The 12,356-nt window shown below is 62.4% G+C and carries 9 protein-coding genes; 4 read left to right on the top strand and 5 right to left on the bottom strand.

All coding sequences use genetic code 11. The features are described from left to right. Window positions 1–7 precede the first annotated feature (7 nt). Entirely contained in the window at window positions 8–1,042 is a 1,035-nt protein-coding gene (gene dapD / locus EL191_RS15755; protein WP_013716431.1) for a 2,3,4,5-tetrahydropyridine-2,6-dicarboxylate N-succinyltransferase, read from the bottom strand. Window positions 1,043–1,079: 37 nt separating this feature from the next. Next, window positions 1,080–1,427, bottom strand: a complete 348-nt coding sequence (locus EL191_RS15750; protein WP_041981064.1) for an ArsC family reductase — start codon at window positions 1,425–1,427, stop codon at window positions 1,080–1,082. 178 nt (window positions 1,428–1,605) lie between these two features. Between EL191_RS15750 and EL191_RS15745 the strand changes: the two genes are divergently transcribed. Continuing rightward, complete coding sequence (locus tag EL191_RS15745) at window positions 1,606–3,240, top strand: Na+/H+ antiporter (protein ID WP_013716429.1); 1,635 nt, start codon at window positions 1,606–1,608, stop codon at window positions 3,238–3,240. 164 nt (window positions 3,241–3,404) lie between these two features. Here EL191_RS15745 and dapC read toward each other — a convergent pair whose 3' ends face one another. Then, complete coding sequence (gene dapC, locus EL191_RS15740; RefSeq protein WP_013716428.1) at window positions 3,405–4,601, bottom strand: succinyldiaminopimelate transaminase; 1,197 nt, start codon at window positions 4,599–4,601, stop codon at window positions 3,405–3,407. Window positions 4,602–4,802: 201 nt separating this feature from the next. Between dapC and EL191_RS15735 the strand changes: the two genes are divergently transcribed. Continuing rightward, the gene (locus tag EL191_RS15735) at window positions 4,803–6,695 is read left to right on the top strand and encodes a methyl-accepting chemotaxis protein (RefSeq protein ID WP_013716427.1); all 1,893 of its coding nucleotides are present in this window, start codon (window positions 4,803–4,805) and stop codon (window positions 6,693–6,695) included. 38 nt (window positions 6,696–6,733) lie between these two features. On the opposite strand, the gene EL191_RS15730 is transcribed toward EL191_RS15735, so the two are convergent. Together EL191_RS15730 and map are read right to left on the bottom strand one after the other, a co-directional pair. Further along, complete coding sequence (locus EL191_RS15730; RefSeq protein WP_041981063.1) at window positions 6,734–9,430, bottom strand: [protein-PII] uridylyltransferase; 2,697 nt, start codon at window positions 9,428–9,430, stop codon at window positions 6,734–6,736. 32 nt (window positions 9,431–9,462) lie between these two features. Continuing rightward, window positions 9,463–10,245 carry a type I methionyl aminopeptidase gene (map, locus tag EL191_RS15725; protein ID WP_013716425.1) on the bottom strand — a complete coding sequence of 261 codons (783 nt, stop codon included), beginning with the start codon at window positions 10,243–10,245 and terminating at the stop codon, window positions 9,463–9,465. A gap of 294 nt (window positions 10,246–10,539) precedes the next feature. On the opposite strand from map, the gene rpsB reads away from it, so the two are divergent. Then, entirely contained in the window at window positions 10,540–11,280 is a 741-nt protein-coding gene (rpsB, locus tag EL191_RS15720) for a 30S ribosomal protein S2 (RefSeq protein WP_013716424.1), read from the top strand. Between the two features lie 111 nt (window positions 11,281–11,391). Next, on the top strand, window positions 11,392–12,255 hold the full coding sequence (gene tsf, locus EL191_RS15715; RefSeq protein ID WP_013716423.1) for a translation elongation factor Ts: 864 nt from the start codon (window positions 11,392–11,394) through the stop codon (window positions 12,253–12,255). The last annotated feature ends 101 nt before the right edge of the window (window positions 12,256–12,356 follow it).

The following is a 12,356-nucleotide window of genomic DNA, read 5'->3' as shown; positions in this document are numbered from 1 at the left end:
CTGCCTCTTAGTTGTGAGCGTGCAGGGCTTCGTTCAGCTCAATGGCCGACTTGTGGGTCTTGCACTCCACGGCACCGGTCAGCGAGTTGCGACGGAACAGCAGGTCTGGCTGGCCAGCCAGGTCGCGCGCCTTGACCACCTTGACCAGGGCGTTGCCCTCGTCGAGCAGGTTCACCTTGGTGCCGGCGGTGATGTACAGGCCGGCTTCCACGGTATTGCGGTCGCCCAGCGGGATACCGATGCCGGCGTTGGCGCCGATCAGGCAACCTTCGCCAACGCTGATGATGATGTTGCCGCCGCCGGACAGGGTGCCCATGGTAGAGCAGCCGCCGCCCAGGTCCGATCCCTTGCCGACGAACACGCCAGCGGAGACACGGCCTTCGATCATGCCCGGACCTTCGGTACCGCCGTTGAAGTTGACGAAACCTTCGTGCATCACGGTGGTGCCTTCGCCGATGTAGGCACCCAGGCGCACGCGAGCACTGTCGGCGATACGTACGCCAGCCGGCACCACGTAGTCGGTCATTTTCGGGAATTTATCCACCGAGAACACTTCCAGAAGCTCGCCCTTCAGGCGCGCTTCCAGCTGACGCTCGGCCAGCTCGTTCAGGTCGACAGCACCCTGGCTGGTCCAGGCGACGTTGGGCAGCAGCGGGAAGATGCCCGCCAGGCTCAGGCCGTGTGGCTTGACCAGACGATGCGACAGCAGGTGCAGCTTGAGATAGGCCTCCGGGGTGCTGGTCGGTGCAGCATCCTCAGCCAGGAAAGTGGCGACCAGCGGGTTGTGGCTTTCGGCCAGGCGGGTCAGCAGTGCCGCTTGAGCCGCGTCCACGCCTTTCAGCGCTTCAGCCAGATCGGCAGCTTGTGCAGTGCTGAAGGCGATGGCCTGGTTGCCGCCCTGATAGCCGAGCTTCTCGGCGGCCTTGGCCACCAGTTCGCTGGTCGGATTGAGCAGCGGCAGTGCATAGAAGACTTCCAGCCAGTTGCCCTGGCGGTTCTGGGTGCCAACGCCGAAGGCGATGCTGAAGAGGGAGGTGCTCATAGATGGGTTCCTTGCAACGAAATCGGGGTGAGATTGTTCAGGCCAGCGCGGCTTGGTAGTTATCCGGTTTGAAACCGACCAGGGTCTTGCCGCCCATATCGAGTACCGGGCGCTTGATCATCGACGGTTGGGCTAGCATCAGGTCGATGGCCTTGGCCTGGTCGAGGTCGGCTTTCTGTGCGTCATCGAGCTTGCGGAAAGTCGTGCCGGCGCGGTTCAGGATGGTTTCCCAGCCGTGCTCGTTGCACCACTTTTCCAGGCTGGCGCGGTCGATGCCCGCGCTCTTGTAGTCGTGAAAGGCGTAGTTGACCTTGTGCTCATCGAGCCAGGTGCGGGCCTTCTTCATGGTGTCGCAGGCTTTGATGCCGTAGAGGACGTAGCTCATTGCACTTCCTATGTTGCTGGCGCCCCACTAGGCGGGCGCGGTCTGTCTTCGAAATTTTGGCCGAGCATTATGCCATGAGCGCCGGGTAGCGTCTGCGTTGTGGCGTCGGCGGCCGGGTGGCTCGCACCAAAGGCAAGCAAGCCTCTAGAATGGGGCCTGCTCCATCGAGGTTGGTCCCATGCAACTGCTCTACACCATCCTGACCATGCTACTGGTGGTCAGTGGCACCCGCATTACCGCTCAGTTCATCCCGTTGCCGCTACCGCTGCTGCAGATATTGATCGGCGCGCTGCTGGCGATACCCGTGCTGGGGCTGCATGTGCGCCTCGAGCCTGAGCTGTTTTTGCTGCTATTCATCCCGCCGCTGCTGTTCGTCGATGGTTGGCGAATGCCCAAGGGGCAGTTCCGCCAGTTGCGCACGCCGATCCTGTTGCTGGCCTTCGCCCTAGTGTTTTTCACCATCCTTGGCGCCGGACACTTCATTCACTGGTTGTTGCCTCAGGTGCCACTCGCTGCCTGCTTCGCGCTGGCCGCCGTGTTGTCGCCGACCGACGCCGTGGCGGTGTCGGCGATCACCCATGGGCGCCTGCCGAGCACCTTGAACAATTTGCTGCAGGGCGAGGCGCTGATGAACGACGCCTCGGGCCTGGTGGCGTTCAAATTCGCCGTGGCAGCGACCCTGACCGGGGTGTTCTCGATTACCGACGCTGGTGTGCAATTCGTGCTGGTGGCCTTCGGTGGCCTGGCCGTTGGTGTGGCCCTGAGCTACCTGCTGGGGCGTTTGCGCGCCTGGATGATCGCCCGTGGCTGGGAAGACCCAGCACCGCACGTACTGTTGCTGTTGTTGCTGCCATTCGCCGCCTATGTCGCCGCCGAGCATCTGGGGCTGTCCGGTATTCTTTCCGCAGTGGCGGCAGGGATGATGCAGAGCCGCCTCGATCTGCTGCCCAGGCAGACCTCCACGCGCCTGCTCAATCGCAGCGTCTGGACCTTACTGGAGTTCACATTCAACGGCCTGATCTTCCTGCTGCTCGGCTTGCAGTTGCCTGACATTCTCGATGCCGCGCTGGGCATGCATGAGGCGCCCTGGCTGTTCGCCCTCGAGGCGCTAGGCATGGTGGTGGCGATCTACGCGATTCTGATGCTGCTGCGTTTCGTCTGGGTCTACGGCTACTGGCGGGTTTCCGGGGCGGTGCGCCGCCTGCGTGGCGAGCCGACGCGTTTCGCCGGGCAGTCCCGTATCGCGCTGAGCGCAGTGCTGACCCTGGGCGGCGTGCGTGGGGCGGTAACCCTGGCTGGCGTGATGTCGCTGCCGTTGCTGCTCAACAGTGGCCAGGCGTTTCCCCAGCGTGATCTGCTGATTCTGCTCGCCGCCGGGGTGATCCTGCTCTCGCTGCTGGTGGCCAGTGTGGCTTTACCGCGGATATTGCCGCGCCTGCCTCAGGACAATGCGGCCTTGCGCGAGCGTGAACTCAATCGTCATCGTGCAGTGATACTGGAGTCGGCGATTCGCTACCTGGAATCCGAGGACGAGCGCGCGGCCAATGCCGAGGGCGCGATTTCCTCGGCGGAGGTCAAGGCCCGGCTGATGAGCGAATACCGCGACCTGCTCGAGCGTGCCCGCGACGGCGAGGAGTCGCGGGAGCAGCAGCGCGAAGTGGATCGTCTGGAGTACCGCCTGCGTCTGCAGGCACTGCGCACTCAGCGGCTGGAGCTGTACCGCATGCGTAAGGACAACGAGCTGGATGACGACATGCTGACCGAAATTCTGCGCGATCTGGATATCGCCGAGGCGCGTCTACACAATAGCTGAGGCGCCCGCGTTCATTCGTAGGGCGGATTCAGGCGCGAAGCGAACAATCCGCCGGGCCCTGCCTCGGCAGCGGGCAGGGGGCGGGTTGCACCCGCCCTACGGGCTCAGGCCCTCCGTATGCCAGGTTCCTGGGGGAGGGGCTTTAGCCACGACTATAGAGGGCTTCAGGCGCCGCGAATGAAGCGGGCGATGCGCTCGGCGGCCTCGATGCATTCTGCCAGGGGCGCGACCAGCGCCATGCGCACGCGTCCGGCGCCCGGATTGACGCCATCGACCTCACGCGACAGGTACGAGCCCGGCACCACCGTCACGTGTTCGCTGGCGAACAGGTCGCGGGTGAACAGGGTGTCGTCACCCGGCGTGCGAGCCCACAGATAGAAGCCGCCATCCGGGCGCTGAACGTCCATCACCGGGGCCAGAATTTTCAGCACCGCATCGAACTTCTCACGATACAGATCACGGTTGGCGCGCACATGCGCCTCGTCGTTCCAGGCCGCTACGCTGGCCAGCTGGGTCTGCACCGGCATGGCACAGCCGTGGTAGGTGCGATAGAGCAGGAAATCCTTGAGGATCTCGGCGTCGCCGGCGACGAAGCCCGAGCGCAGGCCCGGCAGGTTGGAGCGCTTGGACAGGCTATGGAATACCACGCAGCGTTTGAAATCGCTGCGGCCCAGCTCGGCGCAGGCGCTGAGCAGGCCCGGAGGCGGAGTATCTTCGTCGAAGTACAGTTCGCTGTAGCACTCGTCGGCGGCGATGACGAAGTCGTGTTCATCAGCCAGGGCGATCAGTTTTTTCAGAGTCTCGACCGGGATCAGCGCGCCGGTGGGATTGCCGGGCGAGCAGAGGAACAGGATCTGGCAGCGTTGCCAGACCTCTGCCGGCACTGCCTCGAAATCCGGGTTGAAGCCGTGAGCTTCCAGGCACGGCAGATAGTGCGGCTCGGCACCGGCAAGGAACGCGGCGCCTTCGTAGATCTGATAGAACGGATTGGGGCTGACTACCAGGCCCCTGGCATCGCGGTCGACCACCGTCTGGGTGAAGGCGAACAGCGCCTCGCGCGTACCGTTGACCGGCAGCACGTGGCGCGCGGCATCCAGCCAGCCTGCCGGCACGCCGAAACGGCGTTCGCACCAGTTGGCAATGCTCTGGCGCAGTTCGGGCAGGCCCAGGGTGGTCGGATACACAGCCAGCTTGTCGAGGTTGGCGGTCAGGGCCTGGCCGACGAAGTCCGGTGAGCGGTGCTTGGGCTCGCCGATCGACAGGGCGATCGGCGAGCGGTCGGCGGCAGGTTGCACGCCGGCAAGCAGGGCGCGGAGCTTTTCGAACGGGTAGGGCTGCAACTGGGCGAGGGCGTGGTTCATGATGATCCGACGGGTCCTTTGTGAGGCGGCGACAAAGCTGGCGACACTAGCACGGCAGGCCCTTTGGGGAAATTCCCTTTGTCCGTCCGTTTTCCATCCGTTTAGGTCGCCAAACCGATGCCTGTGTAGCTCAAGACGGCACACGCTCAGCCGATAATCCTCATGTCACCCGTTCATCCCTTCTTCCGGCGAGTTCTCTCCATGCGCACCCTCAAATTCAGTCACAAGATCATGCTGGCTGCTTCCCTGGTGGTCATCGCGGCTTTCGCGTCATTTGCCTTGTATAACGATTACCTGCAACGCAATGCGATCCGCGACAATCTGTCCAACTATCTGAACGACGTCGGAATCGTCTCCACTGGCAACATCCAGCACTGGCTCGATGGGCGCATGCAGTTGCTGGATAACCTCGCCGAATCCGTCCAGGACGACAGCTCGCCCGAACCACTGCGCCGCAACCTGCAGCATCGCAGCATCGCATCGGCCTTCCTTTATGCCTACTTCGGCCAGGCTGACGGCACCTATACCCAGTTCCCGGCCAGCGAGTTGCCTGCCGGTTACGATCCGCGTCAGCGTCCCTGGTACAAGAGTGCGGTGGGCAGCAGCGGGCCAGGCCTTACCGAGCCTTACCTGGCGGCCGATCCGCGTGACGGTCTGCTGATCACCATCACCCGACCGGTCAGCGTTGGCGGTGCCCTGCAGGGTGTGGTCGGCGGCGACCTGAAATTGCAGACGGTTGATGACATCCTCAATTCCTTCGATCTCGGCGGCATGGGCTACGCCTTCCTGGTCGACGAGAAGGGCACGGTGCTGGTGCATCCCGACAAGAGCCTGGTGCTCAAGACCCTGGCGGACCTATTCCCCAGCGGTGCACCACGTCTGCAACCTGGCCTGCAGGATGCTTCGTCCATCGAGGGTAGCGCTCGTCTGGTCACCTTCCTGCCAGTGAAGGGGCTGTCGGGCGTGCGCTGGTACGTCGGTTTATCCGTCGATGAGGGCAAGGCGTTCGCCGCGCTCAGCGAGTTTCGCGTGTCTGCGCTGATGGTCACGATCATCGGCGTGGTTGCCATCCTGATCCTGCTTGGTGCGCTGATCCGTATCCTGCTGCGTCCGCTGCACGTGATGAGCCACGCCATGGGCGGCATCGCCGAAGGTGAGGGGGATCTGACCCAGCGCCTGACGATCGCCTCCGGCGACGAGTTCGGTGAGTTGGCGGGGGCCTTCAACCGCTTCGTCGAGCGTATTCACGAATCCATCCGCGAAGTGGCCTCCGCGACCCGCGAGGTGCATGCACGGGTCAGCACCGTGGTGCAGGCGTCCAATGCCTCCATGGGTAACTCCAGTGAACAGGCCGCGCGCACCGACAGCGTCGCCGCCGCGATCAACGAGCTCGGTGCAGCCGCCCAGGAGATCGCGCGCAATGCTGCCGATGCTTCCGTGCAGGCCAGTGATGCGCGCCGTGACGCCGAGGAAGGCCAGGGCATGGTGGAACGGACCCTGAGTTCGATGGGGGAGCTGTCGGAGAAGATCCAGGCTTCCGGTCGGCATATCGAACTGCTCAGCGAGAAGAGCAACGACATCGGCCAGATTCTCGATGTGATCAAGGGCATTTCCGAGCAGACCAACCTGCTGGCGCTCAACGCCGCCATCGAGGCGGCGCGTGCCGGTGAGGCCGGGCGAGGTTTTGCCGTGGTCGCCGATGAGGTGCGCAACCTGGCGCAGCGTACGCAGAGCTCGGCGCTGGAGATCCAGCAGATGATCGAGCAACTGCAGGCTGGAGCCCGTGACGCCGTGGCGACCATGGCCGAGAGTCGTCGCTTCAGTGACGACAGTGTGCGCATCGGTGGGCAGGCCGGCGAGAACCTGCGCGGCGTGACCCGGCGCATCGGTGAGATCGACGGCATGAACCAGTCAGTGGCGACCGCTACCGAGGAGCAAACCTCGGTGATCGAGAGCCTGAACATGGACATCACCGAGATCAACACGTTGAACCAGGATGGTGTACGCAACCTGCAGTCCAGCCTCAGTGCCTGTACCGAGCTGGATCAGCAGGTCCGTCGGCTCAAGCAACTGGTAGACAGCTTCAGGATCTGAGTCTGGCCCTGGATGCGGCGCCCGCCGCATCCAGGTGCTCAGAAGGTGATCTGCGTCGTGCTCGGGGCACTTGGTTCGGCGAGCTTGGCGATGATCGCTTCCTGCAGGCGGGCGCAGAACTCGGGGTCGGACAGCGGCTGGCCCTTGTCGTCGGTAATGAAGAATACGTCTTCGACGCGCTCGCCTAGGGTGGCGATCTTGGCGTTCTGCAGCGACAGGTCGTATTCGAGGAAGATGCGTCCGATCCGTGCCAGCAGTCCGGGGCGGTCCGGGGCGGTAAGCTCGAGGATGGTCACCGGCCGCTGCGCGTCATTGTGAATGGTCACCTGCGGGGCGAAGGCGAAGTGCTTGAGCTGGCGCGGTACCCGACGCTGGATGATGGTCGGGTAGTCATCGGGGTTCTTCAGCGCTTCGATCAGTCCTTCGCGAATCTGCTGGATGCGGGCGGGATTGTTGCCGATCGAGCCGCCATCTGCATCCAGCACCACGTAGGTGTCCAGGGTGAACTGGCTGGTGGAGGTGATGATCCGCGCGTCATGAATGTTCAGGTTGAGTTGGCTCATGGCAGCCACGGTCACGGCGAAGAAGTCGTGCTGGTCCGGTGCGTAGATGAATATCTGCGTGCCGCCCTCGAACTCGCGCTGAGTGGTTTCCTTCATCAGTACCAGCGGGCCGCCATCGTCGGGGTGCTGGAGAATGGCGTCGGTGTGCCAGGCCACGTCGTTGGCCGTGTGGCGCAGGAAGTAGTCGTCGCCGAGCTGGCTCCATAGCTGCTCGGCATCGTCCGGGTCGGTTCCGCCGCGCACCAGGATGTCGAGGGCGGCGCTCTGCGTCTGGCGAATCTGCTCTTCGCGATCCAGCGGGTTTTCCAGGCCGCGGCGCAGGGCGCGCTTGGTTTCGGTGTAGAGCTGGCGCAGCAGGCTGGCGCGCCAGGAATTCCAAAGGCTGGGGTTGGTAGCGTTTATGTCGGCCACGGTCAGCACGTAGAGATAATCCAGATGCGTCTGGTCGCCGACGAATTGAGCGAAGTCGTGAATCACCTGCGGGTCGGAGAGGTCCTTGCGCTGCGCGGTGGTGGACATCACCAGGTGATGCTGCACCAGCCAGACGATCAGCGCGCTGTCCCAGGCCGGCAGATGATGGCGACGGGCGAAGGCTTCGGCATCCACCGCGCCGAGCTCGGAGTGATCGCCACCGCGGCCCTTGCCGATATCGTGGTAGAGGCCGGCGAGGTAGATCAGCTCCGGCTTGGGCAGCTTGTCGATCAGCTTGCTGGCCAGCGGGAACTTCTCCGCCAGCTCCGGCCAGCGGAACTTGCGCAGGTGCTTGATCAGGTTGAGGGTGTGCGCATCGACCGTATAGATGTGGAACAGGTCATGCTGCATTTGCCCGACGATATGGCCGAACTCCGGCAGGTAGCGACCGAGAATGCCGTAGCGATTCATTCTGCGCAGGTTGCGGTGGATGCCTTCCTTGCACTTGAACAGCTCGATGAACAGGCTGGTGTTGCGGATGTCCTTGCGGAAGTCGTCATCGATCAGGTGGCGGCTGTCGCGTAGCAGGCGGATGCTGTCGGCGCGTACGCCCTTGATCTCCGGGTGCTGCGCCATCAGCACGAAGATTTCGATGATGGCGAACGGCGTGCGCTTGAAGACGTTCGGGTGGGTGACCTCGATATAGCGGTCGCGCACCTGGAAGCGGCTGTTCAATGGCGTTGCCGGACCGCTTTCGCCAGCGCGCAGGATGACTTCCTCGAAGTGCTGGTTGATCAGGTCCGACAGTTCGGAAATGCCCATCACCACCCGGTAGTACTTCTGCATGAAGTGCTCGATGCTGCGCTTGCCATCACCATCCTTGTAGCCGAACAGGGCGGCGATCTTCGCCTGGTAGTCGAACAGCAGGCGGTCTTCCGCGCGCCCGGCGAGCATGTGCAGGGCATAACGCACCTTCCACAGGAACTCCTGGCTGGAGGAGAGCAGGGCGTATTCGCTCTCCAGCAGAAAGCCCTGGCCGACCAGGGCTTGCAGATTGAGGGTGTCGAACTGGCGGCGAGCGACCCAGAGCACGGTCTGGATGTCACGCAGGCCACCGGGTGAACCTTTGACGTTGGGTTCGAGGTTGTACTCGGTGTCGTTGTACTTGGCGTGGCGCGCTCTGCGCTCGTCACGCTTGGCCTGATAGAAGTGCTTGCTCGGCCACATCTGGTCTGTGCTGGTGACCTGCTGCATGCGCTGGCGCAGGCGCTCCGGGCCGGCGATGGTGCGGCTTTCCATCAGGTTGGTGATCACCGTCAGGTCGGCGCGCGCCTCTTCGGCGCATTCATCGACCGAGCGCACACTCTGGCCGACTTCCAGGCCGATATCCCAAAGCAGGGTGAGGAAGCCTTCGATGGGCTCGCGGAACATCTCGTGATCATCGCTGCCCAGTAGGATCAGCAGGTCGATATCCGAGTAGGGGTGCAGTTCGCCGCGGCCGTAGCCGCCGACTGCCAGCAGGGCGATGTCGGCGTCCTCGCTCCAGGCGAAGCGCTTCCAGGCCTCCTGCAGGATCTGGTCGACGAACCAGGCGCGATCCTCGACCAGGCGGCGAATGTCGCGGCCATCGCGAAAACGCGCATCAAGGACTTCGCGCGCGCTGCGGATGGCCTTCTTGAATGCCGCGATGGGGCTGGACTTGAGAGCCAGCTCGGCCTGGAACTGACCACGGTCAAACAGTTCGGGGTCCATCTGCGGCATGCAATTGCCTTCCTTATATAGGGTAGGGGTGATCAGGCCGAGGTGCGTGGCAGTGTGTCGTCGCTGCGCAGGGTCAGGATCTCGTAGCCGTCAGCGGTAACCAGCACGGTGTGCTCCCACTGCGCGGAAAGCTTGCGGTCCTTGGTGATGGCCGTCCAGCCATCGCCGAGCAGGCGGGTTTCCGGGCGGCCCTGGTTGATCATCGGCTCGATGGTGAAGGTCATGCCTTCCTTGAGCTCCATGCCGGTGCCGGCCTTGCCGTAGTGCAGTACCTGCGGCTCTTCGTGGAAAACGGCGCCGATGCCGTGGCCGCAGTACTCGCGGACCACGGAGAAGCCGTTCTTTTCGGCATGCTTCTGGATCACTTCGCCAATGTCGCCCAGGCGGGTGCCCGGCTTGACCAGTTCGATACCTTTATACATGCACTCCTGGGTGACCTTGGCCAGGCGCTCAGCCCATTCGGCGACCTTGCCGACCATGAACATCTTGCTGGTATCGCCGTGGTAGCCATCCTTGATCACGGTGATGTCGATGTTCAGCACGTCGCCATCCTTCAATGGCTTGTCGTTGGGAATGCCATGGCACACCACGTGGTTGATCGAGGTGCAGATCGATTTGGGAAAGCCCTTGTAGTTGAGCGGGGCGGGGATGGCCTTCTGCACGTTGACGATATAGTCATGGCAGATGCGATCCAGTTCTTCGGTGGTGACGCCCGGCTTGACGTGCTCGCCGATCATCTCCAGCACTTCGGCGGCCAGGCGGCCAGCCACGCGCATTTTCTCGATTTCTTCGGCGGATTTGATGGTGACGGTCATATGAAGCTCTCGGGCACGAACGGAAAGGGCGATATCTTAGCAGCTTCGCCGTGCCAGCCCCAAAGGCCAGCGTGAGCGTGACGTTGGTCTGGCGCGCGATGGTCGTGTTCTTTGCGAGCTTTTGTAGCCGGAGCCGGCTTTGTGTGGTATAAAACGCGCCGCTTTACGGGCACTGCGCTCGAAAGCTTAAACCCACACACGTATCGACACGGTTTCCTGGGTGCCTTTCGACAAGTTCGAGGGGTTGGAAGCTGGGATGCGTGGAGGCCTAACCCGACTTATCAAGGAACTATCATGTCCCAAGTCAACATGCGCGATATGCTGAAGGCCGGTGTGCACTTCGGCCACCAGACCCGTTACTGGAACCCGAAAATGGGCAAGTACATTTTCGGCGCGCGCAACAAGATTCACATCATCAACCTCGAAAAAACCCTGCCGATGTTCAACGACGCCCTGTCGTTCGTTGAAAAGCTGGCTGCTGGCAAGAACAAGATTCTGTTCGTTGGCACCAAGCGTTCCGCTGGCAAGATCGTTCGCGAAGAAGCTGCTCGTTGCGGCTCGCCGTTCGTCGATCACCGCTGGCTGGGCGGCATGCTGACCAACTACAAGACCATTCGTGCTTCGATCAAGCGCCTGCGCGAGCTGGAAACCCAGTCCCAGGATGGCACCTTCGCCAAGCTGACCAAGAAAGAAGCCCTGATGCGTTCCCGCGATCTGGAAAAACTGGATCGCAGCCTGGGTGGTATCAAGGACATGGGCGGTCTGCCGGACGCTCTGTTCGTGATCGACGTTGACCACGAGCGCATCGCTATCACCGAAGCCAACAAGCTGGGCATCCCGGTCATCGGCATCGTCGATACCAACAGTAGCCCGGAAGGCGTTGACTACATCATCCCGGGTAACGACGACGCCATCCGCGCCATCCAGCTGTACATGGGTGCCATGGCTGACGCCGTGATCCGTGGTCGCAGCAACGCTGGCGGCGCGACTGAAGAGTTCGTCGAAGAAGCCGCGGCCGAGAGCGCCGAAGGCTAAGCGGTAACGCCAAGCATTTAGCGTTATGCGCTGTGCAAGAAGGGGGCTAGGCCCCCTTTTTGCCACTCAAAGATTTGATTTGGTTGAAGACCTACCGAGAGGATTTTCAAGATGGCAGAAATTACTGCAGCCCTGGTTAAAGAACTGCGCGAGCGTACCGGCCAAGGCATGATGGAATGCAAGAAGGCCCTGGTTGCCGCTGGTGGCGACATCGAGAAAGCCATTGATGACATGCGCGCTTCCGGTGCCATCAAGGCTGCCAAGAAGGCTGGCAACATCGCCGCTGAAGGCTCCATCGCCGTTCGCGTCGAGGGTGGCCGTGGCGTGATCATCGAAGTCAACTCGCAGACCGACTTCCTGGCTCTGCAGGACGACTTCAAGGCCTTCGTCAAGGAAAGCATCGACGAAGCCTTCGAAAAGAACCTGACCGACGCTGCTCCGCTGATCGCTTCCCGCGAGTCGGCTCGTGAGGCGCTGGTTGCCAAGTGCGGCGAGAACGTCAACATCCGTCGTCTGACCGCTGTTTCCGGTGAAACCGTTGGTGCCTACCTGCACGGCCACCGCATCGGCGTTCTGGTTGTCCTGAAAGGCGGCAACGACGAGCTGGCCAAGCACGTTGCCATGCACGTTGCCGCTTCCAACCCGGCCGTCGTTTCCCCGGACCAGGTTTCCGAAGAACTGGTTGCCAAGGAAAAGGAAATCTTCCTGCAGCTGAACGCCGAGAAGATCGCCGGCAAGCCGGAAAACATCGTCGAGAACATGGTCAAAGGTCGTATCGCCAAGTTCCTGGCCGAAGCCAGCCTGGTCGAGCAAGCCTTCATCATGGATCCGGAAGTCAAGGTCGGTGACCTGGTCAAGAAAGCCGGTGCCGAAGTCGTTTCCTTCGTTCGTTACGAAGTGGGCGAGGGCATCGAGAAGGCCGAGACCGACTTCGCTGCCGAAGTTGCCGCTCAGGTTGCTGCCAGCAAGCAGTAATCGGCGGTTAGGCCAGTTGTCCCAGAGAGGCTGCCCGCTTGCGCGTGCAGCCTCTTTGCCGAATAAGGGGCGACAAATGTACAAACGGCCGTGCAACCTAC

The sequence above is a fragment of the Pseudomonas mendocina genome (assembly GCF_900636545.1).
Lineage (GTDB): Bacteria > Pseudomonadota > Gammaproteobacteria > Pseudomonadales > Pseudomonadaceae > Aquipseudomonas > Aquipseudomonas mendocina.
The sequence above is the reverse complement of the archived record's forward strand: the minus strand, read 5'-3'. Positions and strand labels throughout refer to the sequence as shown.

What these genes read in the sequence shown, in the direction of transcription:
- rpsB (WP_013716424.1), top strand. Translation starts at nt 10,540, where the DNA reads ATGTCCCAAGTCAACATGCGCGATATGCTGAAGGCCGGTGTGCACTTC.
- tsf (WP_013716423.1), top strand. Translation starts at nt 11,392, where the DNA reads ATGGCAGAAATTACTGCAGCCCTGGTTAAAGAACTGCGCGAGCGTACC.
- EL191_RS15750 (WP_041981064.1), bottom strand. Translation starts at nt 1,427, where the DNA reads ATGAGCTACGTCCTCTACGGCATCAAAGCCTGCGACACCATGAAGAAG.
- dapC (WP_013716428.1), bottom strand. Translation starts at nt 4,601, where the DNA reads ATGAACCACGCCCTCGCCCAGTTGCAGCCCTACCCGTTCGAAAAGCTC.
- EL191_RS15730 (WP_041981063.1), bottom strand. Translation starts at nt 9,430, where the DNA reads ATGCCGCAGATGGACCCCGAACTGTTTGACCGTGGTCAGTTCCAGGCC.
- EL191_RS15745 (WP_013716429.1), top strand. Translation starts at nt 1,606, where the DNA reads ATGCAACTGCTCTACACCATCCTGACCATGCTACTGGTGGTCAGTGGC.
- map (WP_013716425.1), bottom strand. Translation starts at nt 10,245, where the DNA reads ATGACCGTCACCATCAAATCCGCCGAAGAAATCGAGAAAATGCGCGTG.
- EL191_RS15735 (WP_013716427.1), top strand. Translation starts at nt 4,803, where the DNA reads ATGCGCACCCTCAAATTCAGTCACAAGATCATGCTGGCTGCTTCCCTG.
- dapD (WP_013716431.1), bottom strand. Translation starts at nt 1,042, where the DNA reads ATGAGCACCTCCCTCTTCAGCATCGCCTTCGGCGTTGGCACCCAGAAC.